At 63.7% G+C, this 25,666-nt stretch carries 20 protein-coding genes and 1 tRNA gene; 11 read left to right on the forward strand and 10 right to left on the reverse strand.

Annotation, left to right across the window (positions count from 1 at the left end; translation table 11 throughout):
- Positions 1–130 precede the first annotated feature (130 nt).
- The 3 genes from HDG39_RS19635 to zwf all read right to left on the reverse strand — a co-directional run bounded on the left by HDG39_RS19635 (position 131) and on the right by zwf (position 4,398).
- Positions 131–2,047, reverse strand: a complete 1,917-nt coding sequence (locus HDG39_RS19635; RefSeq protein WP_184007830.1) for a bifunctional transcriptional regulator/glucokinase — start codon at positions 2,045–2,047, stop codon at positions 131–133.
- On the reverse strand, positions 2,025–2,741 hold the full coding sequence (gene pgl / locus HDG39_RS19640; protein ID WP_090803460.1) for a 6-phosphogluconolactonase: 717 nt from the start codon (positions 2,739–2,741) through the stop codon (positions 2,025–2,027). The genes HDG39_RS19635 and pgl overlap by 23 nt, the downstream gene beginning before the upstream one ends.
- 193 nt (positions 2,742–2,934) lie before the next feature.
- On the reverse strand, positions 2,935–4,398 hold the full coding sequence (gene zwf / locus HDG39_RS19645; protein WP_184007832.1) for a glucose-6-phosphate dehydrogenase: 1,464 nt from the start codon (positions 4,396–4,398) through the stop codon (positions 2,935–2,937).
- 599 nt (positions 4,399–4,997) lie between these two features.
- On the opposite strand from zwf, the gene HDG39_RS19650 reads away from it, so the two are divergent.
- The 4 genes from HDG39_RS19650 (at position 4,998) to HDG39_RS19665 (ending at position 9,455) form a co-directional block, all read left to right on the forward strand.
- Positions 4,998–6,245, forward strand: a complete 1,248-nt coding sequence (locus tag HDG39_RS19650; RefSeq protein ID WP_184007833.1) for an ABC transporter substrate-binding protein — start codon at positions 4,998–5,000, stop codon at positions 6,243–6,245.
- Between the two features lie 215 nt (positions 6,246–6,460).
- Complete coding sequence (locus tag HDG39_RS19655; RefSeq protein ID WP_184007835.1) at positions 6,461–7,399, forward strand: carbohydrate ABC transporter permease; 939 nt, start codon at positions 6,461–6,463, stop codon at positions 7,397–7,399.
- Positions 7,389–8,246: a carbohydrate ABC transporter permease gene (locus HDG39_RS19660; protein ID WP_184007837.1), complete on the forward strand. Its 858-nt coding sequence runs from the start codon at positions 7,389–7,391 to the stop codon at positions 8,244–8,246. Before HDG39_RS19655 ends, HDG39_RS19660 begins: the two co-directional genes overlap by 11 nt.
- Positions 8,247–8,339: 93 nt before the next feature.
- Positions 8,340–9,455: an ABC transporter ATP-binding protein gene (locus HDG39_RS19665; RefSeq protein WP_018419725.1), complete on the forward strand. Its 1,116-nt coding sequence runs from the start codon at positions 8,340–8,342 to the stop codon at positions 9,453–9,455.
- 84 nt (positions 9,456–9,539) lie between these two features.
- Here HDG39_RS19665 and HDG39_RS19670 read toward each other — a convergent pair whose 3' ends face one another.
- The 4 genes from HDG39_RS19670 to trxB all read right to left on the reverse strand — a co-directional run bounded on the left by HDG39_RS19670 (position 9,540) and on the right by trxB (position 13,338).
- A complete protein-coding gene (locus HDG39_RS19670; RefSeq protein ID WP_184007839.1) occupies positions 9,540–10,460 on the reverse strand; it encodes a LysR family transcriptional regulator in 921 nt (306 codons plus the stop codon).
- Positions 10,461–10,590: 130 nt separating this feature from the next.
- Positions 10,591–11,250, reverse strand: a complete 660-nt coding sequence (locus HDG39_RS19675) for a glutathione S-transferase family protein (protein ID WP_184007841.1) — start codon at positions 11,248–11,250, stop codon at positions 10,591–10,593.
- A 116-nt stretch (positions 11,251–11,366) separates the two neighbouring features.
- A complete protein-coding gene (locus HDG39_RS19680) occupies positions 11,367–12,134 on the reverse strand; it encodes a Smr/MutS family protein (RefSeq protein ID WP_184007843.1) in 768 nt (255 codons plus the stop codon).
- Between the two features lie 202 nt (positions 12,135–12,336).
- Positions 12,337–13,338 carry a thioredoxin-disulfide reductase gene (gene trxB / locus HDG39_RS19685; RefSeq protein WP_184007845.1) on the reverse strand — a complete coding sequence of 334 codons (1,002 nt, stop codon included), beginning with the start codon at positions 13,336–13,338 and terminating at the stop codon, positions 12,337–12,339.
- Positions 13,339–13,740: 402 nt separating this feature from the next.
- On the opposite strand from trxB, the gene HDG39_RS19690 reads away from it, so the two are divergent.
- Both HDG39_RS19690 and lolA read left to right on the forward strand, forming a co-directional pair.
- A complete protein-coding gene (locus HDG39_RS19690) occupies positions 13,741–16,050 on the forward strand; it encodes a DNA translocase FtsK (protein ID WP_018419730.1) in 2,310 nt (769 codons plus the stop codon).
- 151 nt (positions 16,051–16,201) lie between these two features.
- Positions 16,202–16,945: an outer membrane lipoprotein chaperone LolA gene (gene lolA / locus HDG39_RS19695; RefSeq protein ID WP_184007847.1), complete on the forward strand. Its 744-nt coding sequence runs from the start codon at positions 16,202–16,204 to the stop codon at positions 16,943–16,945.
- A gap of 355 nt (positions 16,946–17,300) precedes the next feature.
- On the opposite strand, the gene HDG39_RS35865 is transcribed toward lolA, so the two are convergent.
- A complete protein-coding gene (locus tag HDG39_RS35865; protein WP_184007849.1) occupies positions 17,301–17,570 on the reverse strand; it encodes a hypothetical protein in 270 nt (89 codons plus the stop codon).
- A gap of 452 nt (positions 17,571–18,022) precedes the next feature.
- Positions 18,023–19,339 (reverse strand): putative hydroxymethylpyrimidine transporter CytX, encoded by a 1,317-nt coding sequence (gene cytX / locus HDG39_RS19705; protein WP_184007851.1) that lies wholly within the window; start codon positions 19,337–19,339, stop codon positions 18,023–18,025.
- 212 nt (positions 19,340–19,551) lie between these two features.
- On the opposite strand from cytX, the gene HDG39_RS19710 reads away from it, so the two are divergent.
- From HDG39_RS19710 to HDG39_RS19725, 4 genes are all read left to right on the forward strand, one after another.
- Complete coding sequence (locus tag HDG39_RS19710; protein WP_184007853.1) at positions 19,552–20,865, forward strand: replication-associated recombination protein A; 1,314 nt, start codon at positions 19,552–19,554, stop codon at positions 20,863–20,865.
- 64 nt (positions 20,866–20,929) lie between these two features.
- The gene (serS, locus tag HDG39_RS19715; protein ID WP_184007854.1) at positions 20,930–22,225 is read left to right on the forward strand and encodes a serine--tRNA ligase; all 1,296 of its coding nucleotides are present in this window, start codon (positions 20,930–20,932) and stop codon (positions 22,223–22,225) included.
- Between the two features lie 194 nt (positions 22,226–22,419).
- Positions 22,420–22,510: transfer RNA gene (locus HDG39_RS19720), tRNA-Ser, on the forward strand.
- A 740-nt stretch (positions 22,511–23,250) separates the two neighbouring features.
- On the forward strand, positions 23,251–24,642 hold the full coding sequence (locus tag HDG39_RS19725) for a hypothetical protein (RefSeq protein ID WP_184007856.1): 1,392 nt from the start codon (positions 23,251–23,253) through the stop codon (positions 24,640–24,642).
- A 137-nt stretch (positions 24,643–24,779) separates the two neighbouring features.
- Here HDG39_RS19725 and HDG39_RS19730 read toward each other — a convergent pair whose 3' ends face one another.
- The gene (locus HDG39_RS19730) at positions 24,780–24,983 is read right to left on the reverse strand and encodes a hypothetical protein (RefSeq protein ID WP_409259193.1); all 204 of its coding nucleotides are present in this window, start codon (positions 24,981–24,983) and stop codon (positions 24,780–24,782) included.
- On the opposite strand from HDG39_RS19730, the gene HDG39_RS35870 reads away from it, so the two are divergent.
- Positions 24,973–25,332, forward strand: coding sequence for a helix-turn-helix domain-containing protein (locus HDG39_RS35870; RefSeq protein ID WP_409259194.1), 360 nt, complete (start codon positions 24,973–24,975; stop codon positions 25,330–25,332). The genes HDG39_RS19730 and HDG39_RS35870 overlap by 11 nt on opposite strands.
- The last annotated feature ends 334 nt before the right edge of the window (positions 25,333–25,666 follow it).

The raw sequence follows: 25,666 nt of genomic DNA on the forward strand, positions 1-25,666 counted from the left end.
GACAGAGCGCCTATTATCGGTCGCATTTCGCGTCCCTAAACAGGAAAACCCGCGGCGTGCGCATCGAAGACGACGCGCACGCCGCGGCTTCGTTCACCGCAAGCGCATCGGGACAGCCGTGAGCGGAGGCTCAGTCGCGCGCCGACGAAGCAGCGCCGTGGCTGAGCCAGTCGAGCACGGCCGTCGCGTCGTCGTCGGCGCCTTCGCGCGCTTTCTCGACCGTCTCGGCGACGTCGTCGCTCGGCATCGCGCGCCGAATCGCCACACCGACAGCGAGAATGTCGATCATCACGAGGTGCAGGATGCGCGAGATCATCGACAGTTGCGACTCGCGAATCTCGATGTGATCGGTTTCCAGCGCGACCGTCGCACGCTTCGCGAGCGGTGTGTTGCTCGACGTGATCGCGATCACCTGCGCGCCGGCCTGCATCGCGACGTCGAGCACGCGCAGCAGCTCGGGCGCGCGCCCCGACTTCGACACCGCGACGATCACGTCGCCCTTGCCGAGCAGCGCGGCGGAGGCCGCCTGCATGTACAGGTCACCGTACGCGATGGTCGGAATGCCGAAGCGGAAGAACTTGTAGTGCGCGTCCTGCGCGACGATGTTCGAATTGCCGAGTCCGTAGAACTCGATGCGCCGCGCGCCGTTCAGCAGGTCGATGGCGCGTTCCACGTGCTCGAAGTTCAGATGCTCGCGCAATTGCAGAATCGCGGACACGGTGTTGTCGAGCACCTTCGCGCCGAAGTCGGTCGCGGTGTCGCCGAGATGCACCTGGCTGTGGCTGACCGGAATCGTGCCGGTCAAACCGGTCGCGAGCTTGAGCTTGAAGTCCGACAGCCCCTGGCAGCCGAGCGAGCGGCAGAAGCGGATCACGGTCGGCTGACTGACGTCGGCCTTGCGCGCGATATCGACGATCGGATCATTGATGATCGAACGCGGGTGGTTCAACGCGAGATCGGCGACGCGGCGCTCGGCCGGCGTCAGCGCGTCGCGCATCTGGCGAATCCGCTCGAACACCGCCGACGAGCTGCCGCCCGCGCGGTTCGACAGCTGCTCCGCCAGAATCGCCGATACGCCGAGGAACGCCGGGTATTCGGCGGTGATCACATAGGTCGGCACGTTCTGCAGATACGCCTCGAAGCGGCCCTTCGCCTCGAAGCGCTGGCGGAACGACGAACGCGCGAAGAACTCGCCGAGGCGTGGCACGACGCCGCCGCCGATATAGATGCCGCCGAGCGCGCCGAGCGTCACCGCGATATTGCCGGCGAAGGTGCCGAGAATGCCGCAGAACACGTCGACCGATTCGGCCGCGAGCGGCTCGCCTTCGAGCGCGCGCTTGACCACATCGGCCGTATTTACGCTGGCCGGCACGCGCTTCTTGTCGCGGCCCGCGAGCGCGCGATAGATCATCTCGATGCCGGGACCCGCGGCCACGCGTTCGAACGACACGTGTGACCACTTCTTGCGCGCGTACTGCAGCACGATATCTTCACGCTCGTCGGCGGGCGCGAAGGTGGCGTGGCCGCCTTCGCTGCCGAGCGCGATCCAGCGGTCGTCGGCGGGGATCAGACCCGACACGCCCATGCCGGTGCCGGGGCCGAGCAGGCCGATCACGCTGTTCGGCCGGCGCTGGCCGCCGCCCACCTGCACGCGCTGCGTGTCGGTGAGGCCGGGCAGCGCCATCGCAAGCGCGGTGAAGTCGTTGACGACGAGCAGCGTGTCGAAGCCGAGCGCGCGGCGCGTCGCTTCGATCGAAAAGGTCCAGTCGTGATTGGTCATGCTGACCTGGTCGCCGTCGACCGGGTTCGCAATCGCGATCGCCGCGTGATTGACGCGACCGATCTTCATGTCCTTCAGATACTTCTTGATGACGTCGGCGACACTCGGGTAGTCGGCGCAAGGATAGACCTGCACCGAGCCGATTTCGCCGGGGCCCGTCTCGAGCGCGAAACGCGCATTGGTACCGCCGATGTCGGCCAGCAGCCTCGGTCCATCGGCGTGCTGGACCGCGCCCGGCACAGCCTTAGTTTGCACACCAGTAGACATCGAGTCTCACTCCCTTGTCGTTTGCCAGCTGCGAGATGGCATTTTTTTGTAGCGCGGCGGACGCGGCGTTGAGCACGTCCATCTTGCGCGGCCCTGCGATCAGCAGAAACAGATGCTTCACGTCCTTCAGCGCGGACAGCGACCAGCTCACGCGCGCGTGCGGCGCCGCGCCCGGATGCACGGCGACGAAACGCTCGGTCGTGTTGATCGCGTGATCCCATTCGGGCGCGTCGGCGAAGATCGACGCGGTGTGGCCGTCTTCGCCCATGCCCAGCACCGCGACGTCGGGCGCCGTGGCGAAGCGCGCGTCCGCATTCAGCGCGGCGACGTGCGAATGCAGATCCTGGGTGGTGTCGACGAGCGGCCAGAAGGTCGCGTGTTGCGCGGCGTTTTGCAGCAACGTGGCGCGCGCGAGTTGCGCGTTGCTCGCGCTATCGGTCTCCGGCACCCAGCGGTCGTCGACCAGCGTGATCGCGATGCGGGGCCAGTCGAACGTCTGCGTCGACAACGTTTGCAGGAACGGACGCGGGCTGCTGCCGCCGGACACGGCTAGCATGGCCGGGCGCGCGAGCGGGGTTGACGTGCCGGTGCCGGCCGCCTGTGCGGCAAGCGACGCATGTAACGCGTCGCCCACCGCTTTCGCCAGCGCGTCGGATTGGGCGCGCTGGTCGTCGAAAGCGTGAAGCTCGATCACTTCTCCTCCGTGCTGCTTTCTTGTTAGGTCTGCGGAATCAGCCTGACTGCTCTCGCGCGATGCCTGCAAGGCGGGTGGCCTGCGGACGCATGACGCGATACCGGCGCGACTCCGTTCAGTTCGTCGGTGGTGTTGCCGGCGCCGCGCGCCGAGGTATTTATTGCGCGCGGCGCCGTCCATCAATTCATCAAACTCAATTCTCTTCCTCGAGCCAGCAGGTGCCGTGCTGGGCGAGCATCGCGCTCGCCGCGGACGGTCCCCACGTGCCCGCCGCGTACGGCTTGGGCGGCTTGGTCGAGGCCTTCCACTCGTTCAGGATCGGCTCGACCCAGCGCCACGCGGCTTCCTGTTCGTCACGCCGCACGAACAGCGCGAGGCGCCCGTTGATCACGTCGAGCAGCAGCCGCTGATAGGCCTCCATCTGGCCTTCGCGGAAGAACCGGTCGAACGCGAGATCGAGGTATACGCTCGCGAGGTTCATACCCTCGCCGGGCTGCTTCGCGAGACAGTACAGACGAATCGTCTCGTTCGGCTGCAGACGGATCACGAGGCGGTTCGCGCCCGCGCGCAGCGCCGACGCGCCAAGCGCCGAATGCGGCACCGCACGGAAATTCACGACGATCTCGGCGACGCGGTCGGCGAGCCGCTTGCCCGTGCGCAGGAAAAACGGCACGCCGGCCCAGCGCCAATTCTCGATCTCGACCTTCAGCGCGACGAAGGTCTCGGTCGAGCTATCGGGCTTCACGCCGTGCTCGGTCGCGTAGGCCGGGACTGTGTTGCCACGGATCACGCCCGAATGATACTGGCCGCGCACCGCAACCTTGCCGATTTCCTGCGGCTCGATTGGTTTGAGCGCGCGCAGCACGCGCAGCTTTTCGTCGCGCACCGAGTCGGAATCCATCGAGTGGGGCGGCTCCATCGCGACGATCGACAGCAACTGCAACAGGTGGTTCTGCACCATGTCGCGCAGCGCGCCGGTATTGTCGTAGAAATCGCCGCGCGCTTCGACGCCGAGTTCCTCGGCGATCGTGATCTGGATGCTTTCGACCCACTCGCGGCGCCACAGCGGCTCGAACAGCGCATTGCCGAAGCGCAGCGCGAGCAGGTTCTGCACCGGCTCCTTGCCGAGGTAATGGTCGATCCGGTAGATCTGTTCTTCCGCGAAGATTTCGCCGACCGCATCATTAATTGCGTTCGACGACTTCAGGTCGTAGCCGAGCGGCTTCTCGAGCACGATGCGCGCGTTGTGGTTCAGGCCCACCGCGGCGAGCGCATGGCAGATCGGCACGAACAGCGACGGACCCGTCGCCAGATAGAACACGCGGATGCCGGGCATCTCCTCGATCGCGTCGCGCAGTTGCGCGAAGTCGTCCGGATTGCCGAGATCGATCTTCACGAACTCGATGCGCGCGAGGAAGCTCGTCCACGCGGCTTCGTCGAGGCCGTTCTTCGACACATGCGGCTTGACGTGCCCGTCGACCCACTGCAGATACTCGCCGCGATCCTCGACGTGCCGCGCGACCGCGACGATCTTGCCGCTGTCGGCGAGCATGCCGCCCGCGCGGTGCGCTTCGAACAGCGCGGGCAGGATCTTACGCATCGACAGATCGCCGGTTCCGCCGAAGAGAACGAAGGTGAAGCTTGGGTCGGTATGCATGAGTCTCCGTCGATGTCCTGAAGGGCCGCCGCGCTGATCGGACACTGCACGCGCAGCGCCCCGGAAGAGCGACCGTAGTCCGATAAAATATTTTTTGACACTGAATTGTAGTTTAACTACAATCCAAATCAAGAGGTAGCGTTAATTCGATGAAAAAAGCGTGCGCTGTACAGACGGAATGCACGCTTTTTGCGAATCGGCGGGCGTCCCCGGCACGCAAACGGACAATGGGACAACGCCTTCCGGTACGCGCCAGCAGGGTGCCGGCGGACCTTACGGAAAACCGGGGAGTCGACGGGCTTGCGGGGTCGTTGCCCGCAGCCGACGTCAGGCTGGCGTCGAAGTGGCGTATGAGGTACCTCGAGTCTGCAGCGCGATGCGGGCAGGCAAAAATCAAAAGAGGAGACAGTCAGTTGCATCCCGAACCACTCACCTCTTGAGCGTCCAGCGGCCGGACATCGGTCCGCCGGCACATGCCCTCGCGCATGCGCCCGACCGTGCTCGATCGCCAGTGTTTTGCCTGTTTGAACCAACCACAGCACCCTGGCGACATCAGGGGCCATTCGTTTTTTTGTTCAGGTGTCTGGAGGAGATAAGCAATGAAATTTCGCGCGATCATGGGCGCTCTGTGCGCTGCGGGTCTGATGTGTGGCGTGTCGGCCGTGCAGGCCGCCGAGTCGATCGAAGTGCTGCACTGGTGGACTTCGGGCGGCGAATCCAAGGCCGTCGGCGTCCTCAAGGACGACATGACGAAGCAGGGCTACACGTGGAAGGACTTCGCGGTCGCGGGCGGCGCTGGCGCGGCTGCCATGACGGCACTGAAGACGCAGGTGATCTCGGGCAACGCACCGAGCGCCGCGCAGATCAAGGGTCCGCTGATCCAGGAATGGGCTTCGCAGGGCGTGCTGGTGCCGATCGACCCGGTCGCGGGCGACTGGAAGAAGAACCTGCCGCCGCAAATCGACAAGATCATGCAAGCGGACGGCCACTACGTCGGCGCGCCGTTCTCGGTGCATCGCGTGAACTGGCTGTACATCAACAAGGCAGCGTTGGACAAGGCAGGCGGCAAGGTGCCGACCACGTGGCCTGAGTTCTTCGCGGTGGCCGACAAGATGAAGGCCGCGGGCATTCAGCCGATCGCAATGGGCGGCCAGCCGTGGCAAGACCTGACGCTGTGGGAAGACGTCGTGCTGTCGGAAGGCGCGGACTTCTACAGGAAGGCGCTCGTCGACCTCGACGAGAAGACGCTGACCTCGGAAAAGATGGTTCAGGTGTTCGACACGGTCCGCAAGATCCAGGGCTACTTCGACGCGGGCCGTACGGGCCGTGACTGGAACCTCGCCACGGCCATGGTCATCAACGGCAAGGCCGGCATGCAGTTCATGGGCGACTGGGCGAAGGGCGAGTTCACCAACGCTGGCAAGAAGTCGGGCACGGACTACATCTGCGCGGTGGTGCCGAACACCGACAAGGCTTATACGTTCAACGTCGACTCGTTCGTGTTCTTCCAGCAGAAGGGCCAGAAGGCCGCGACGCCGGGCCAGCTCGCGCTCGCGAAGACGATCATGTCGCCGGAGTTCCAGGAGCAGTTCAGCCTGTACAAGGGCTCGATCCCGGTGCGTCTCGGCGTGCCGATGGACAAGTTCGACGACTGCGCGAAGAAGTCGTACGCTGATGAGCAGATTGCGATCAAGGCCGGCGGTTATGTGCCGTCGCTCGCTCACGGCATGGCTCAGCCGGATGCCGCGGCAGGCGCGATCTCCGACGTCGTCACGAAGTTCATGAACTCGCAGGAAGATTCGAAGACCGCGGTTCAGGCTCTCGCGAGGGCAGCGAAGACCAAGTAAGCGTAAGTACGAAGCGTTGCGCCCGGCGGCTTGCATCCGAAGCACCGGGCGCGCCCTTCGGGCCGTGTGGGATCGGACCTCGCTGCTTTGGTTCGCAGCGCAGTCTGGCGCCACCCGGCTCACCCTGGTTTCATGGAGTCACACCCAGGCCGTCGCGGTCCCGCGCCATGCGTGCACGGGCAGCCCGGCGGTACAGTTTCAGCAGGAGTCGAGTAGTGACTGCTTCCATCAGCGGGAACGGGAAAACGGCCACCGTCGCCCGCCGCACGTCGCCCATGGCGGCCCTTGCCGATCGCTATATTCCGAAGCTGGTGCTCGCACCCAGCGTCGTGATCAGCCTGATCTTCGTGTATGGCTTTATCGCAATCACCGGCTATCTGTCGCTGTCTACTTCGCGGTTGATGCCTCGGTGGGAGTTCGCGGGTCTCGACCGCTATCGCGAACTGTTCCAGAACGACGTGTTCTGGACTTCGGCCGCGAACCTCGGCTGGTTCGGCATTCCGTTCATCGGTATCTGCATCGGTCTGGGTCTGTTGCTCGCGATCCTGCTCGATCAGCAGATCCGCAACGAAGGCGCGCTGCGCGCCGTGTTCCTGTATCCGATGGCGCTGTCGTTCATCGTGACCGGCACCGCATGGCAATGGATTCTGACGCCGAGCATCGGCATCGAGAAGGTGTTTCACGACTGGGGCTGGACGAGCTTCTCGTTCAACTGGCTCGGCGACCCGGACAGGGCGATCTTCTGTATCGTGATCGCGGCGGTCTGGCAGTCCACCGGCTTCGTGATGGCGCTGTTCCTCGCCGGTTTGCGGGGCGTCGACAGCGAGATCTTCAAGGCCGCGCAGATGGACGGCGCGAACCTGCCGACCATCTATCGCAAGATCGTGATTCCGAGCATGCGGCCGGTGTTCTTCTCCGTGCTGCTGATCCTTTGTCACATCACCATCAAGACGTTCGACCTGGTCGTCGCGCTGACCGCCGGCGGTCCGGGCACGTCGTCGTCGCTGCCGGCCATCTTCATGTACACGTTTTCGTTCAATCGCGGGCAGCTCGGCGTCGGCGCGGCATCGTCGATCATGATGCTCGCTACCGTGGTGGCCGTGCTCGTGCCGCTGATGTATCTGGAATCGAGGAGCACCCGCAATGCAGCCTAAGATGACGATTAGCCGTGCCGTCATTTACGCGGCCCTGGTTCTGTTCGCGCTGTACTTCCTGTTCCCGCTGTACGTGATGCTGTCGACGTCGTTCAAGGACATCGACCAGCTGCGCACCGGCAACCTGCTGACGCCGCCGACGAGCTGGAGTTTCGCGCCGTGGATCAAGGCGTGGAGCGGCGCGTGTACGGGGGTGCGCTGCGACGGCATGCAGCCGTTCTTCATGAACTCGGTGCGCATGGTGATTCCGGCCGTGCTGATCTCGTCGATCATCGGCGCGTTCAACGGCTACGTGCTCACGCACTGGCGTTTCCGCGGCGCCGATCCGATCTTCACGATGCTGCTGGTCGGCTGCTTCATTCCGTTCCAGGCGATCCTGCTGCCGATGGCGCGCCTCGAAGGCATCCTCGGCCTGGCGAACACAGTGAGCGGTCTGGTGCTCGTGCACGTGATCTACGGTATCGCGTTCACGACGATGTTCTTCCGCAACTTCTACGTGAGCGTGCCGGCTGAACTCGTGAAGGCCGCGCGGATCGACGGTGCGGGTTTCTTCACGATCTTCACGAAGATCCTGCTGCCGGTGTCGCTGCCGATCTTCATGGTGTGCCTGATCTGGCAATTCACGCAGATCTGGAACGACTTCCTGTTCGGTATCGTGTTCTCCGGCGTCGATTCGATGCCGATCACCGTGGCGCTGAACAACCTCGTCAACACCTCGACCGGCGTGAAGGAATACAACGTGGACATGGCCGGCGCGATCATCGCGGCGCTGCCCACGCTGCTCGTCTACATCATCGCCGGACGTTACTTCGTGCGCGGCCTGACCGCGGGCGCGGTGAAGGGCTAAATCACCCTGGAGCGACGGCGTTTCACCGAACGCGTGCCGTCGTCGCCTGACAAGACGTTTTCAAGCAGTACCAGAGACTAGAGGATTCACAGCATGGCAAGCCTTTCCATCCGTGACGTGTACAAGACCTACCCGAACGGGGTGCCGGTTCTGAAGGGTGTCAACATCGACATCGAAGACGGCCAGTTCCTGATTCTGGTCGGCGGCTCAGGCTGCGGTAAGTCGACGCTGCTCAACATGATTGCCGGTCTCGAAACCGTGACCAAGGGCGAGATCCAGATCGACGGCAAGACGGTCAACAACCTGTCGCCGAAAGATCGCGACATCGCGATGGTGTTCCAGTCGTACGCGCTGTATCCGTCGATGACGGTGCGCGACAACATCTCGTTCGGCCTGAACATCCGCAAGGTGCCGAAGCAGGAGCAGACGCAGATTGTCGAGCGTGTGTCGAACACGCTGCAGATCAAGCATCTGCTCGATCGCAAGCCGGGTCAGCTGTCGGGCGGCCAGCGTCAGCGCGTCGCGATGGGTCGCGCGCTCGCGCGCGATCCGGTGATGTTCCTGTTCGACGAGCCGCTGTCGAACCTCGACGCGAAGCTGCGTATCGAGATGCGCTCGGAAATCAAGCTGCTGCATCAACGCCTCGGCACGACGATCGTCTACGTGACGCACGACCAGATCGAAGCGATGACGCTCGGCGACCGCATCGCGGTGATGAAGGACGGCATCGTTCAGCAGTTCGGCGCGCCGCAGGAAATCTACGACTCGCCGTCGAACCTGTTCGTCGCGGGCTTCATCGGCGCACCGCCGATGAACTTCATCGAAGGCAAGCTGGTCGAGCAGGGCTCGGGCGTCGGCATCGAACTCGACACGGGCGTCGCGCGCAAGGTGCTGGTGCTGCCGTTCGATTCGGGGAAGGTGCGCTCGCACGTCGGCAACAACGTGATTCTCGGCCTGCGTCCGGAACGCATCACCGATGCGCGCGGCGCGCACGGCGACGACGCGAAGCTGCAGCCGGTCGAAGTGAAGGTCGACGTGATCGAGCCGACTGGTCCGGACACGCTGGTGTTCGCGCAGATCAACGGCAAGCGCGTGGTGAGCCGCGTGCACCCGGCGTCGAACCCGCAACCGGATAAGAATGCGACGCTGCTGTTCGATACGTCGAAGGCGGTGTTGTTCGATCCGGCGAATGAAGAGCGGATTGCGTAAGTCGTCGCGTAAGCGCTGAATCCGTCGCTACAGAAAAGCCCCATGCGTTGAATTGCGCATGGGGCTTTTGTTCTTTTGCAGCCGTTACGCCGCCTCGGGCAAACGCAAGTCCGGATTGTTGCGCGCGAGCTCGCTGGCCCAGTCGATAAACGCGCGCAGCCGCGAACTCAGATTGCGGCGATGCGCATACAAAATCGACAGCGGTGTACCGGGGCTCGTGTAGTTGCCGAGAATCTCCGTGAGCGCGCCTTGCTCGATCAGCTCGGCGACCATGAAGCGCGACGGCTGGATGATGCCGTGGCCCAACACAGCCGCCGTGATGTACACCGAGCCGTCGTTGACGGCGAGCGTGCTATCCATCGCGACGCGCTCGATTTCGCCGTCCACTTCGTATTCGAACGGGAAGGTCCTGCCGCTGCGCGCGGACACGTAGTTGACCGCGCGATGCTCGGCGAGCTCCGCCAGTGTGGTCGGCGTGCCGAACTTGCGCAGATACGCGGGCGATGCGCACGTGACGATGCGCGCAAGCCCGATGCGCTTCGCAACGAGGCTCGATTCTTCGAGCGTGCCCATGCGGATCACGCAATCGACGCCGTCCTGGATCAGATCGATGTTGCGGTCCGCGAGACCGAGGCGCACGTCGATCGCGGGGTATTGCGCGTAGAAGTCGTCGAGCGCGGGCAGCAGCAGCGAGCGCGCGAGCGTGCCGGAGGTGTCGACGCGGATCGTCCCGGCCGGATTCTCGCGCTTGCTCGACAGCGACGACTCGGCATCGGCGACGTCGGCGAGAATGCGCACGCAGCGCTCGTAGAACGATGCGCCGTCTTCGGTCACGCTGACCTGGCGCGTCGAGCGGTTCAGGAGCCGCACGCCGACGTGTTCCTCGAGCGCCTGGATCGTGCGGCTGACCTTCGCGCGCGGCAGATCGAGCGATTCCGAAACCTTGGTGAAGCTGTTCGCTTCGACCACGCGCGTGAAGATCTCCATCGCTTCGAAACGGTCCATGGTGTGCCTTGTGGGTGGTGAGCCAGAAGAAGGGCGGGGCAGGTTTGCGACACGACAGGAAGTCTACAGCCAGCAAAACTGGTTGTCTGCCGTGTCTCGTTCGCGCGCAACTGCCACCGCCGCTCGTGGCTCAATCCCGCTCCGGCGCGCCCAGCGGAAATAGCGGCCGGTAGGGCCGCGCCTCGTCGACCGCGCGTGCGAACGAGGGCCGCGCGAGCAGCCGCTGCCGGTACGCGCGCACGTGCGCGAACGCGGGGTCGATCGGGTGCGTCCAGTCGGCGTAGAACAGGAACGGGGCGGCGCCGCAGTCGGCGAGGCTGAAGCTGTCGCCGGCGGCCCATTCGCGCTCGGCCATGTGACGGTCGAGCCATGCGTACGAAGTGTCGAGCAGCGCGCGCGCATCGGCGACGCCACGCCGGTCGCGCTCGGCTTCGGGACGCAGGCTATCGAACACGACCTTTTGCTGTGGAGTCGAAATGTAGTTGTCGAAGAAGCGGTCCATCGTGCGCACCTCGAGCGCTACGCGCGGATCGGCGGGCAATAGCGTGACAGGCCCCGGATAATGCAGGCCCAGATATTCGATGATGATGCTCGCCTCGACCACCGTGCGCCCGCCGTCGACGAGCACCGGGAAGCGCCTGATCGGCCACAGCGCGGCCAATTCGGCCATGACCTTCGGGTCGTCATGCGCGAGCACGCGCATCTCGAACGGCGTACCGTTTTCGTACAGCGCGGTCAGGGCCTTCTGGCAGTAGGACGAGAACGGATGAGCATAAAGCTGCACGGGCATCGCGATCACCTTTGACGGTTGCACAGCACGACTACGCGGTGACGACGAGAGCCACACCGCGCGACGGCCAGGCTGGCCGTTTACTCCACGACGAACGACGGCTGAAAAAATCGACCTCAGACCTTCGCGCTCGCCCCATGCGGCGGCAACGACCCCGGCTGCAACAGCACGACCACCGCACCGGCGCCGCCGTCATGCGGGCGCGCCTGACAGAACGCGATCACTTCGGATTTCTGCACGAGCCACGCGCGCACTTTGCCCTTCAGCACCGGCTCCTTGCCGATCGACCCCAAACCCTTGCCGTGAATCACGCGCAGGCATCGCAGGCCGCGCTTGACCGATTCGCGGATGAATTCCGCGAGCGCCTCGCGTGCCTCGTCGCGCCGCATGCCGTGCAGGTCGATCTGCGCCTGCACGATCCAGTCGCCGCGCCGCAGCTTGCGCACTACGTCGCGGCTCACGCCGGGGCGGCAATACGACAGTGTTTCGTCGGTTTCGAGCAGCACTTCGGGGTCGAATTCGTCGGAGATCGCTTCGTGCAGCACCGCTTCCTCGTCGAGCAGCGTCTGCACCGGCAGCGGCGGCGGGGGATTGCGCGTGAGCGTCGCGCGCGGCGGAATCGGCAGCGGCGCGACTTCGCCGATCTCGCGGCGGAACAGATCGGCGTCCGCGGCCGCTTCGCGCTGCGCCGCTCGCGTCGCCGCCTGTTCGCGCTCGCGCCGCTCGGCTTCGCCCTTCAACGCTTCACGCAACGCACCGAGTCCGGCGAGCCCCGATGCGCGATCGAGCTTCGGTGCGACGGCGGGCGCAGCCGCTGCGGGCGCGGGACGCGTGGCGGCTTGCGGGCGTTTCGGTTCGTTCGGATGGGGCTGATTCTTCGGCATGTCGGCAATACAGGCGGAAAGGTCGGTCGGTGGTGCTGCCAACGCGCTCGACGCACGTTGACCAAGCGGCAAAAACGACAAAGGCCGCCGGCATTTCAGCCGCGGCCTTCGTGAGCCAATGACAGCAGCGCTGCGCCACCGTCATTCTACTGTCGCGCCCGTTGTCGGGACTTCGTCTCGCCATCCGGCAGCGCGCTGCGGATCAGCGGTCTGCTTCAGCGCTCATTGCGTGCTCGCCGGCCATCTCATTGATGGTCTCGAGATAGCGCTGCGCGTCGAGCGCGGCCATACAGCCGGTGCCCGCGCTCGTGATCGCCTGGCGATAGATGTGGTCCTGCACGTCGCCCGCGGCGAACACGCCCGGCACGCTGGTCGCGGTCGCGAAACCGTTCAGGCCGCCCTTCGTGATGATGTAGCCGTTCTTCATCTCGAGCTGGCCTTCGAAGATATCCGTGTTCGGCTTGTGGCCGATCGCGACGAACAGGCCCTGCAGCGCGATGTCGGTGGTCTCGCCACTCTGCGTGTGCTTGATGCGCAAGCCGGTCACGCCGGAGTTGTCGCCGGTTACTTCTTCGAGCACATGGTTCCACTTGATCTCGACGACGCCTTCCTTCTCCTTCGCGAGCAGACGGTCGATCAGGATCGGCTCGGCGCGGAACTTGTCGCGGCGATGGATCACGGTCACCTTCTTCGCGATGCCGGAGAGGTACAGCGCCTCTTCGACGGCCGTATTGCCGCCGCCGATCACGGCGACGTGCTGCTGCTTGTAGAAGAAGCCGTCGCAGGTCGCACAGGCCGACACGCCCTTGCCCATGAACGCCTCTTCCGACGGCAGGCCGAGATATTGAGCCGATGCGCCCGTCGAGATGATCAGCGAATCGCACGTGTACTCGCCCGAATCGCCGATCAGGCGAATCGGCTTCTCATCGAGCTTCGCCGTGTGGATGTGGTCGAAGATGATCTCGGTATTGAAGCGCTCGGCGTGCTCGAGGAAGCGCGCCATCAGTTCCGGGCCTTGCACGCCGTTGGCGTCGGCGGGCCAGTTTTCGACGTCGGTCGTGGTCATCAGCTGGCCGCCTTGCGCGAGGCCGGTGACGAGCACCGGCGCGAGGTTGGCGCGCGCCGCGTAAACCGCCGCCGTGTAGCCGGCGGGACCGGAACCGAGAATCAGAACCTTGGCGTGTTTCGTTGCAGTTGCGGGCATGATCGAATCCTTGTACGGCGCGCGGCTCGCCGCTGCGTAGCCGTGCGTTTTTGAGCTGAAACTGTAGATGGGTATCAGTCGGGCATTATAAAGGGCGGGGCGTGCCGCTGCGCCATCAAGCTTTCTGATCGCCGCGATAGGGTGGCGGCGTGGGCGCTCGGGGCGAACCCGTGGCGCGATACGGCGAATTCAGCGCGCCTCGCGCATGCGTCTGTGGTCAGTCTGTGGTCAAACAGTCAAGTTACCGTCATTTACAGCCTCGCGCGGGACACAGCGTTTACAATAGCCCGGATCGAAGTTTCCGGTAGCCGGGATCGGGCCCGAAGCCGTGCGCGGCGAGGCTCGGGCCGCGTTCCCGGCGGCAGTTTCAGCCTGAACCGGCTACCCCAGGCAACAGGATCAATGGCAAAAGCTCCCTATACCGCGAGCGCGCAGGCATTGCCGCACCGCATGTCGCGCCTCTTCACCGAAATCCGCTGGATTCTGCAGGTGGCCCTCGGCGTGTTCCTGCTGATGTCGCTCGTCAGCTACAGCAGGCACGACCCGAGCTGGACCCATGCCGCGCAGGTCGACCATATCTCGAACTGGGCGGGCCGCGTCGGCGCGTGGACTTCCGACATCCTGCTGCTGCTGTTCGGCCTGTCCGCCTACTGGTGGATCGTGCTGCTCGGCCGCCACATCTCCGCGAACTACAGGCGCATCACCCGCAACGAAGAGCCGCAGGACGACGATGCGCCGCGCGGCGTCAGCTGGCTCGCGGACCCGTTCGCGTTCATGCTCGTGCTGCTGTCTTGCAACGGCCTCGAGGCGCTGCGCATGTGGTCGCTGAAGGTGCAGTTGCCGCGCGCGCCTGGCGGCGTGATCGGAGAGGCTGTCGCGCGCGGCATCTCGCATGCGCTCGGCTTCACCGGTGGCACGCTCGCGCTGCTGCTCGGTCTCGGGATCGGGCTGTCGCTGTACTTTCGTTTTTCGTGGCTGTCGGTCGCGGAGAAGGTCGGCGAATCGATCATTTCCGCGGTGACGTTCGCGAAGCTGCGCCGCGAGGCCGGGCTCGATCGCAAGCTCGGCGAAGCGGCCGCCGTGAAGCGCGAAGGCAAGGTCGAGAAGGGCCGCGTGCGCATCGAGGAGCACGAGCCCGTGGTGATCGTGCCGCCGCTCGCCACGCCGGCGAAGTCGGAGCGTGTCGAGAAGGAACGCCAGGTGCCGCTCTTTACCGATCTGCCCGGCGACTCCACGCTGCCGCCCATCTCGCTGCTCGACCCCGCGCCGGCCGCGCAGGAAACCATTTCCGCGGACACGCTCGAATTCACGTCGCGCCTGATCGAGAAGAAGCTGAAGGACTTCGGTGTCGACGTGAGCGTGGTCGCCGCGTATCCGGGGCCCGTCGTCACGCGCTATGAAATCGAGCCGGCCACGGGCGTGAAGGGCAGTCAGATCGTTAATCTCGCGAAGGATCTCGCGCGCTCGCTGTCGCTCGTGTCGATTCGCGTCGTCGAAACGATTCCGGGCAAGAACTACATGGCGTTGGAGCTGCCGAACCAGCGTCGTCAGACCGTGAGCCTGTCCGAAATCCTCGGCTCGGCCGTGTATGCGGATGCCGCGTCGCCGCTCACGATGGGTCTCGGCAAGGACATCGGCGGCAAGCCCGTGTGCGCGGATCTCGCGAAGATGCCGCATTTGCTCGTCGCCGGCACGACGGGTTCGGGCAAGTCTGTGGGTATCAACGCGATGATCTTGTCGCTGCTGTACAAGGCGAGCGCCGAGCAGGTGCGCATGATCCTGATCGATCCGAAGATGCTCGAAATGAGCGTCTACGAAGGCATTCCGCATCTGCTGTGTCCGGTCGTCACCGACATGCGCCAGGCGGGCCACGCGCTGAACTGGGCGGTCGCCGAAATGGAGCGCCGCTACAAGCTGATGAGCAAGGTCGGCGTGCGCAACCTCGGCGGCTACAACAACAAGATCGACGAAGCGGCCAAGCGCGAAGAGAAGCTGCCGAATCCGTTCAGCCTGACGCCGGACGATCCGGAACCGCTGACGCGTTTGCCGAACATCGTGATCGTCATCGACGAACTGGCCGACCTGATGATGGTCGTCGGCAAGAAGGTCGAAGAGCTGATCGCGCGGATCGCGCAGAAGGCGCGCGCGGCCGGCATCCATCTGATTCTCGCTACGCAGCGTCCGTCGGTCGACGTGATCACCGGCCTGATCAAGGCCAACGTGCCGACCCGTATGGCGTTCCAGGTGTCGTCGAAGATCGACTCGCGCACGATTCTCGACCAGCAGGGCGCCGAGTCGCTGCTCGGCATGGGCGACATGCTCTATCTGCCGCCAGGCTCCGGTTTGCCGGTGCGCGTGCACGGCGCGTTCGTGTCGGATGATGAAGTGCATCGCGTCGTCGACAAGCTCAAGGAGCAGGGCGAGCCGAACTATATCGAGGGCATTCTCGAAGGCGGCGTGAGCGGCGAGGGCGACGAAGGCTCGGCGGGAACCGCGTCCACCGAAGGCGAGTCGGACCCGTTATACGATCAGGCGGTCGACGTCGTGCTGAAGAATCGCCGCGCGTCGATTTCACTCGTGCAGCGGCACCTGCGCATCGGCTACAACCGGGCGGCGCGTCTACTCGAACAGATGGAGAATTCGGGCGTGGTGTCGGCGATGTCGTCGAACGGCAATCGCGAGATCCTGGCGCCGGCGCGCGAGGCGGAATAGCCGCAACGAGCCATTGCGGCCATCGCGCGCGACGCCGCGTGCACCGTCGGGTGCGCCATTGCGGCTCGACGCCGGGCCAGTCACTCTGGGTGCAGCGAGTGCATCGAGCCGGCGCAGCCCATCACCGAATTCATTCAAGGGAGAAAAACCTATGCAAGCAATCGCGCAGCAGGATGCCCGACAGCGTCGAGCGGGCCGCCTCGGCGAGCGCGTGTCCCGCGGCATGCGCAAGATCGCGCGCGCCGTGGGCAGTGTCGCGATCGGTGCGTCGCTGCTCGTCGCCTCGCACGCATTCGCGAGCGGCACCGAGCAACTGAAGGCATTCATCGCGCAGGTCCATTCGGCGCGCGGCACCTTCGTGCAGCAGGAAGTGCGCGCGCCGAGCAAGGCGCAGGGCGCGAGCGGCGCGCTGTCCACCGCGAACCCGGCCAAGCCGACCACGTCGAGCGGCACGTTCATGTTCGCGCGGCCCGGCAAGTTCATCTGGCAATATGAGAAGCCCTACTCGCAATTGCTACAGGCGGACGGCGACAAGCTCTACGTCTATGACAAGGATCTGAACCAGGTGACGGTGCGCCCGCTCGGCAACGCGCTCGGCGCAAGCCCAGCGGCGATCCTGTTCGGCAGCAACGATCTGGACAAGAACTTCTCGCTGCGCGACGCGGGCGTGAAGGCCGGCATCGACTGGCTCGAACTGACGCCGAAGGCGAAGGACACGCAGTTCGAGCGCGTCGGCATCGGCTTCAAGGACGGCAATCTCGAAGCGATGGAATTGCACGACGTGTTCGGTAACGTGACGCTGCTCACGTTCTCGAACATCCAGAAAAATCCGCAACTGCCGCCCGATGCATTCAAGTTCACGGTGCCGAAGGGCGCGGATGTGATCAACGGATAAACCGCGCGATGGGCGCCGGCACGTGGCGCCTTTGCAAACGCCCGCGAAGCCGCGCTTGTCGAGCGCGGCTTTTTATTTCGCGGTGCGTGGATTGCTTAGGGATGCGCGCCCGGCGCCGCGACGAACATGAAATCGACGTACCGGCAGACGTAATGATTTAGTGCGAGACTGGAAAAAGCGGTGTTGCTCATGGGCTGGATTTGACGCGTCCGATCATTTTCCAGGATTGGTGCGCAATCTCTAACAATTTTTTGCTGCGACGCAACAAAATAACGCCTAAACTGATCGAAACTGGTTGTCGCTTCAGATGTCTGGAAAGGTGAGGCATGTCATGAGATTGTCTTCTTCACACGATTCACGCTTGTCCCCATCCCTCCATGTGTTCCAGCAGGAAGGCGGGTGGCATTGGGGAATAACGGTTCCGCGCGCGGCCGGAAGTGGTTTCAAGGTCGTTGCATATAGTGAAAAAACCTTTATCGATGAGGCCGAAGCCCATCGGGAAGGCAATCGCGCGCTTGAGCGTTTCGCCGATACGCCGGCGGTTCCGCTTGAAAGGCAGTAAGGAAGTCAGGTTATCTAACGTATCCGGCAGCCCGTTATTTGGGTTTTCAAGTGGAAAACGCAACAATTACCGCCGGTAAATAATTTAATATGCAACGAATTGCATATTTCTTTGACTTCCGAAAAATCGTAGCGATAATGTCTCGTTTCGAGATATCGCATTTATTTTGACTTTCGCGGAATATGAAACCACCCACGCGCTAAGTGTGGAACTGGACGGCGTAAACTACGCCGGGACTTATCGCGTAATGACGGGCACCGTCGTCGTCCATTTCGCGAACGAGAGCAAATTCGCCTCGTATGCGCCGAATCGGCCGGAGACTGTCGCCCGTTGGCTGCTCACGGATCTGTGTCGCAAGGCCGAATCGCGTCGGCGCAAAGCGGCGAAAAAATAGCCCGCCGCGCGCACTGTGATTGGCCGTTCGACGGTCACAAAAAAAGACCTGCATTTGGATTGCAGGTCTTTTTTATTTTTGTGACAGCTGCGTCTGATGCAACGCGCTGAGGGTGACGCGCTCACGCATACGCGGTCTTGCGCGCCGATACGAACGCGTAATAGCACACCGCGCCGATCGCAAGCGACGGCAGCGTCGCGCCGACATTCGGTAGCCATTGATTGATCACCTGGTACGAGGCGATGCCGATCGCCCATGCGACGAACGCGCTCAGGTGCCAGCCGCCCGAGAAGCCGTAGCGGCCGCGCACATCGGCGAGCACCGCGGCGTCGACGCGACGCTTGCGCACGATGAAGTGATCCATCAGCACGACGCCGAACAGCGGCGCGAATACCGAGCCGATCAGCAGCAGGAAGTTCTGGTACTTCGCCATCGGCACGAGCAGCGCGATCAGCGTGCACAGCGCACCGAACGCGGCCGACAGCAACGGCACGCTCGCGCGCGTCCAGAACGTGCCGGTCGACACCGCGGCCGAGTGGATGTCGGCGAACGCATTGTCGATTTCGTCGATCAGAATCAGCAGCAGCGCAAACCCGCCGCCCGCTTGCGCGAGCGCGCCGGTCAGCAATGCATCGCCGCCGCCGGCAGCGAGCCCATAGACCGCGCCGAGCGCATAGAACCAGATGTTCGCGATGCCATAGCCGTATAGCGTGCCGCGGAACGTCTCGCCGGCGCGGCGGCCGAAGCGCGTGTAGTCGGCGATCAGCGGCAGCCACGACAGCGGCATCGCGACCACGAGGTCGACCGCGCCGCCGAACGACATCTCGCCGGTTCCGGGACGACGCATCAGGTCCGCGAGATTGTGGCGCGCGAGCAGGTTCCACGTAAGCCACGCGGCGCCCGCGAGCAGCAGCCAGATCCCCCACTTGCGCAGAAAGCGCCGCACGAACGACAGCGGGCCGCTGATCGCGAGCAGCGTCGCGAGCACGCCGAACATCACGGTCCACACGAGCGGCATCGACAGGCCGAACGCCTGTTTCGCGAGCGCATCGGCGGAATCGCGCATCACGATCACCTCGAACGAGCCCCAGCCGACCAGTTGCACCATGTTCAGCACGGCCGGCACCGACGCGCCGCGCACGCCGAGCGTCGGACGCAGCGACGACATCGCCGCGAGCCCGGTGTCGGTGCCGATCACTCCCACGAGCGCGAGCAGCACGACGCCGATCACGCTGCCGAGCACGATCGCGACGAGCGCATGCGGCAGCGAGAGCCCCGGCACCAGCAGCGCGCCCGCCTGGGCGACGAGCAGGCCGATGCCGAGCGAGAACCACAGCGCGAACGCGTCGCCGGTGCGAAACGCGCGGCGCGCGTCGGGCACCGGCGTGAGCGGCGCGTAGGTGGAGCCGGCGTCGCCGGCAACAGAATCTTGAGCCATCTGATGTTCGTTCCTGTTGGTGGTGCTGTGATTCTTTGCGTTGCCGGCGCCCCGGGTCGACCATCGCCTGGCCGCCGTCACTGTCATAATGCAGGACGTTGCCCGCGTTCGTGCCTGTGTTTCCGGCCGGGCGCGGGCTTTGCGCCTGTCCCGCGAGGCGCTGCTCCGAAGCGGTGCGTGCCCCGGAAAGCCGAGATTATCCCCAAAACGTCATGTTTGAAGAAACCCGTGCCAATGTTCCGCTCGCCGAACGCCTGCGGCCACGCAATATCGACGAAGTGATCGGCCAGTCGCATCTGCTCGGTCCGAACAAGCCGCTCAGGGTCGCGTTCGAATCGGGCGAGGCCCATTCGATGATCCTGTGGGGCCCGCCGGGCGTCGGCAAGACCACGCTCGCGCGGCTGATGGCCGATGCGTTTCACGCGCAGTTCATCGCGTTGTCGGCGGTGCTGTCGGGCGTGAAGGATATCCGCGAGGCGGTCGAGACCGCGCAGATCCATCGCGCGAACGGCCATCAGACGCTGGTGTTCGTCGACGAAGTGCATCGCTTCAACAAGAGTCAGCAAGACGCGTTCTTGCCGCACGTCGAGTCGGGCCTGTTCGTGTTCGTCGGCGCGACGACCGAGAATCCGTCGTTCGAGGTCAATAGCGCATTGCTGTCGCGCGCCGCCGTCTACGTGCTGAAAAGCCTGACCGACGACGAACAGCGCGAGCTGCTCGAGCGCGCGCGGAAGGAACTCGGCGCCCTCACGTTCACCGACGAAGCGCGCGCCGCGCTGATCGGATCCGCCGACGGCGACGGCCGCAAGCTGTTGAACAACCTCGAGATCGTCGCGCGCGCGGCCGCCCGGCAGAAGACCACCGAAATCGACGGCGCGTTATTGGGCAGCGCGCTCGCGGAGAATCTGCGCCGCTTCGATAAGGGCGGCGACGCCTTCTACGACCAGATCAGCGCGCTGCATAAATCCGTGCGCGGCAGCAACCCGGACGGCGCGTTGTACTGGTTCTGCCGCATGCTCGACGGCGGCGCGGACCCGCGCTATCTCGCGCGTCGCATCGTGCGCATGGCGTGGGAAGACATCGGCCTCGCGGACCCGCGCGCCGCGCGCATCACGCTCGACGCCGCCGAAACCTACGAGCGTCTCGGTTCGCCCGAAGGTGAGCTCGCGCTTGCGCAGGCGGTCATCTATCTGGCGGTCGCGCCGAAATCGAATGCCGGGTACAACGCGTACAACGAGGCGCGGCGCTTCGTCGGCAAGGACCAGTCGCGCGCGGTGCCGGTGCATCTGCGCAACGCGCCGACGAAGCTGATGCAGGAACTCGGCTACGGCCACGACTACCGCTACGCGCACGACGAGCCCGATGCGTACGCGGCCGGCGAAACCTATCTGCCCGACGGCATGCGCGAGCCGCATTGGTACGAGCCGACACCGCGTGGTCTCGAAGGCAAGATCGGCGAGAAGCTCGCGCGCCTTGGCGAGCTCGATGCGCGGTGGCGCGCCGACAACAAGCCGAAGAAGGCTTGAGGCGTTTCGCCTTTGCCGGTGCGTTAAAATCGCGTTTTCATACAACGAACATCCGTCCCATCCCATGCTCGACATCCAGTTGCTGCGCAAAGACCTCGACGGCGTCGCCAAGCGCCTCGCCGACCGCGGCTATACCCTCGACGTCGCGGCCTTCACCGCGCTCGAAGCGGAGCGCCGCGATACCCAGACCCGTACCGAAGAACTGCAGGCGCGCCGCAACAGCCTGTCCAAGCAGATCGGCGCGATGAAAGGACGCGGCGAAGACACGTCGGCGGTGATGGCCGAAGTCGGCGGAATCGGCGACGAGATGAAGGCGTCGGCGGTCAAGCTCGAACACATCCAGAAGCGTCTGTCCGATCTGCTGCTCGACGTGCCGAATCTCGCGCACGAAAGCGTGCCGGTCGGCAACGACGAAGCCGGCAACGTCGAAGTGCGCCGCTGGGGCACGCCGCGTCAGTTCGACTTCGAGGTCAAGGATCACGTTGACGTCGGCACGCCGCTCGGCCTCGACTTCGAGACCGGCGCGAAGCTGTCGGGCGCGCGCTTCACGATGCTGCGCGGCCAGATTGCGCGGCTGCATCGCGCGCTCGCGCAGTTCATGATCGACACGCACACGCAGCAGCACGGCTATACCGAGATCTACACGCCGTACATCGTCAATCCCGACATCCTGTACGGCACGGGCCAGCTGCCGAAGTTCGCGGACGATATGTTCCGCGTCGAAAAGGGCGGCGGCGAAAACACGGTCACGCAGTACCTGATCTCGACCTCGGAAATTTCGCTGACGAACACGGTGCGTGAGAGCATCGTCGAAGCGGACGCGCTGCCGATCAAGCTGACCGCGCACTCGCCGTGCTTCCGCTCGGAAGCGGGCTCGTACGGCCGTGACACGCGCGGCATGATCCGCCAGCATCAGTTCGACAAGGTCGAGATGGTGCAGGTCGTAGCGCCAGACGCATCGTACGACGCGCTCGAGCAGATGGTCGGCCATGCGGAGGCGATTCTGCAAAAGCTCGAACTGCCATATCGCGTGATCACGCTGTGCACCGGCGACATGGGCTTTTCCGCAGCGAAGACCTACGACCTCGAAGTGTGGCTGCCCGCGCAGAACACCTATCGTGAGATTTCGAGTTGCTCGAATACCGAGTCGTTCCAGGCGCGACGCATGCAGGCACGCTTCCGCAACGCGCAGGGCAAGCCGGAGCTCGTGCATACGCTCAACGGCTCGGGTCTCGCGGTGGGCCGCACGCTCGTCGCGGTGCTCGAGAACTTCCAGAACGCCGATGGCTCGGTGACGGTGCCCACGGCACTGCGGCCTTACCTCGGCGGCGTCGAGCGGCTAGAAGTGCCGGCGGCCTGAGCGTCGGCGATGCGCGCGCAGGCGCGGTGTCGTCGCGTGTCTGACGATGCCGCGAACGGCATCAAGGTCCCGCGAAAATTTTCCAGAAGTTTTTTCGACGGGGGCTTGGAAAACTTGTTCGAGCTGATATAATCTTTTTCTCCCAAGCAACGGCCCGCTTGGATCCGACGAAGAAGTAGCGAGTTGGAATACCCGGAAAGGTGGCAGAGTGGTCGAATGTACCTGACTCGAAATCAGGCGTACGGTTTCCCCGTACCGTGGGTTCGAATCCCACCCTTTCCGCCAAATTCTGAAACCCCTTGATTTCACCGAGATCAAGGGGTTTTTTGCTTTGAATTCTCGAACGGCTTTGCCAAGGCAATTCGAAATTGTTCAAGCATCGTTTCTATTTTGGCGAAACCCTTTGTTTCAATTTTTTACATGAGCCATTCGTTGCTCGTGGTCTTTTTCATCTCATTTCCATACAAATATCTTAAGTCATCCGTGCTACACCGTCCCCTAATTCATATATCGGACATATTCGGGGCGTGACTATTGCACGCTATAAGGGGTCGAAGTCAGAAAATTTGCGGGCGACCCGCCCCTCGATCGACTTCTGAAAGTGCGAATCTTCGCCGACCCCACAGATCTCCGCAAGATCTGCCTTTTTTTACAAATAAATACGATTTTTGGGTGGGCTCGGTCATTCGTTCAGGGTACGATTTACGCCGTCAGAAGCTTTTACAGGAAGGATTTTCCTCAAAATGAAAGCTTCGGCAATTAATCGGTAAAGGGTTCGCACCGCAAACGTTTGCGAACCAACGCGCACCCAGCCCTGTCAATCTGAACCACCGCGAGGAGCACTTCGCGCACATCGGTTCAATCGGACAACACAGACGTGCGTTCTAAGCACTTCAGGACAACAGTTTTTTAAGGCCTGCAAATTTTTTGCAGCGAATCCTTATTCATTGTCCATCTGAATCACAGCGAATTCACCTTTTGGTCTTTTTATCGGGAATTTTCCCGACATTTGGAATTACTCCGCGATGATAAAACGACGTCAATTCATTGGGGGCCTCACGGCCCTGAGCGCAAGTTATCTTTTGGCCGCGTGTGGTGGGGGCAGTGGGTCATCGAACGCGAGTGGCAAGGCAGCCGCCGCGACCGGTGCTTCCGGTGCAGCGGCCGCTTCGGGTGCGTCCGCTACCTCCAGCACCGCGGGCAATACCTCGCCGGTCGCGAAGGCGAGTGTCTCGAACATGTCGCCCGATGGCACCTCACTGCCTTCTGCGCCGTACATCATCGACCAGTTCGGCGCGACGTGGACACTCTCCAACGGCGTCATCTACCGCAACGGCGCGACGGTCGGCGATACGTACAACGTGTCGCTCGTGTTGTTCTACGGCGGCAAGATCTGGCATTGCGGCACGGGTGGCGAGTTCTACGTCATTGCGGACGTCCCCAACCATTGGCTGCATTGCAACGATCCGCGCATCGCAATCACACCGCAGGCCGGCATGTTCTATGGCATGAACGGCCACTTCGACTACACGTACACGCCCCAGCAGATCGTCTCGATCCTGAAGGGCATGGGCTGCACGAGCTATCGCATCGGCGTCAACAACAATGCGAACCAGCTGAACGCGGCGATCGGGCTCGCACAGGCTTTCCAGGCGGCGGGCATGACGTTGGTCGCGCTGATCGACCAGGGCGTCTACGACTCCAGCGGCAACCTGCTGGCTGGCGAGAATGCCGCTTACAGCCAGGGTTACGCGGTAGCGCAGTCGGTCGCGAACGCACTGAAACCGTATGGCGTGACCATTTACGAATGCGGCAACGAGTTGACGCGCACGAACGCCACCGTGCTCGACTTCTACGCTGCGGGCACGAAGGCAGCGGACTTCAACAACACGAACTGGCCGGTGATGCGCGGCGTGATGCGCGGGATGATCGACGGCGTGAAAGCGGTTCAGTCGAACGCGAAGTGCGGCATCAATTTCTGCGTCAACGATGTCGGCGCGGCGGACGCGCTGTGGGACGGTGATCAGCCGGATGGCAGCGGCGGCCACCCGACCGTGCGCTGGGACATCACCACGTGGCACAACTACGAGGTGTATGGCGATGTGTTCTCCCTAGGTGCGGACGGCGCCCAACCTGGCTTCGATCTGCCGATCTATTGCAAGGCCCGTTATGGCGTGCCGTTCATGATCACCGAGTGGAACACCGGACCGGAGCAGGACGAGACCTATCGTGGGAACTACATCACGACGAAGCTCGGCGAGTTCTATCAGAACCGCAAGACGCACAATATCCAGAGCGTCATGTATTACGTGCTCGACAGCGGCAACGAGACCTTCGGCATCATGATGAACGGCTCGCCGTTGAATCCGTCGTACAGTGCGTTCCAAAGCTTCACGGCCGCCCATCCCGACAACTAAGCCGCGGATATCGACGCAAGCGGCCCTGCGCGTCAGCAGGAATCGGTGCTGCCCGGTGTCAAGGGCAGCATGTCGCCGGGCCTGACAGCGGCGCCCAACCCTTACCTTCAGCGTATCGAGGCGAGGGGACGGACGTCTCATCCCACCCGAAACCCTTCCATCATCTCAATCAACCCCCGCGCCTGATCCGCGAGCGACGCAGCCGCCGCCGCGCTTTCCTCGACGAGCGCCGCATTCTGCTGCGTGACCTCGTCCATCTGCATGATCGCGATGCTCACCTGCTGAATCCCATCGCTCTGCTCACGCGACGCCTGCGCAATTTCACCGACGATGCTGGTCACGCGCGCGATCGCCGCTTCGATCTGCTGCATCGGCAGCCCGAGCGGAGCTGGACAGTCGAATCGCTGTCGGCGGCGGGCATGTCGCGCTCGCGCTTTAGCGCGCTTCGTCGAGCTGGTCGGCGACACGCCGATCGGGCATCTGACCTCCTATCGCATGTACCTCGCGAGCGGTGCGCTGCGCGATCCGCGGCGGCGTCTGATCGAAATCGCCGAGAGCGTCGGTTATGCGTCGGAGAAGGCGTTCATTCGCGCGTTCCGGCGCTGGTCGGGAATGGCGCCGAAGCAGTACGCCCGCAATCAGCGTGATCCGTACGATATGGCGAAGGGCGGAACGCAGCGGGCGGCATGACAGGACGCCCGAAATTTAGTTCGGGAAACTGAACGATCACGATGTCCGGCTCGATGATCGTTCGAGTCCCTTTGCCGTTAGCCCATCTGAACGAACAGGCCCGCAAGCTGGCCGGGCAAAAGCCCGTCATTGTGATTCGGGCGCGCGCCATGGCATAGCTCCGATAGCGCCACCGCCTCCTCCCGCGCACCGCTTCAGCCGATTTGCGCGGGGTCCATCCGCGATCCTCTGTACAATTGCCCGAAATCGCCCGATCGAGTGGCGGTTGCGGGCCGCCGGGCTTTCGGGCGCGGCGGGTCATCTCGCGCTTGACCCGCGACTCACATCGACTGAA

This window comes from Paraburkholderia lebeckiae (genome assembly GCF_014201005.1).
Lineage (GTDB): Bacteria > Pseudomonadota > Gammaproteobacteria > Burkholderiales > Burkholderiaceae > Paraburkholderia > Paraburkholderia tuberum.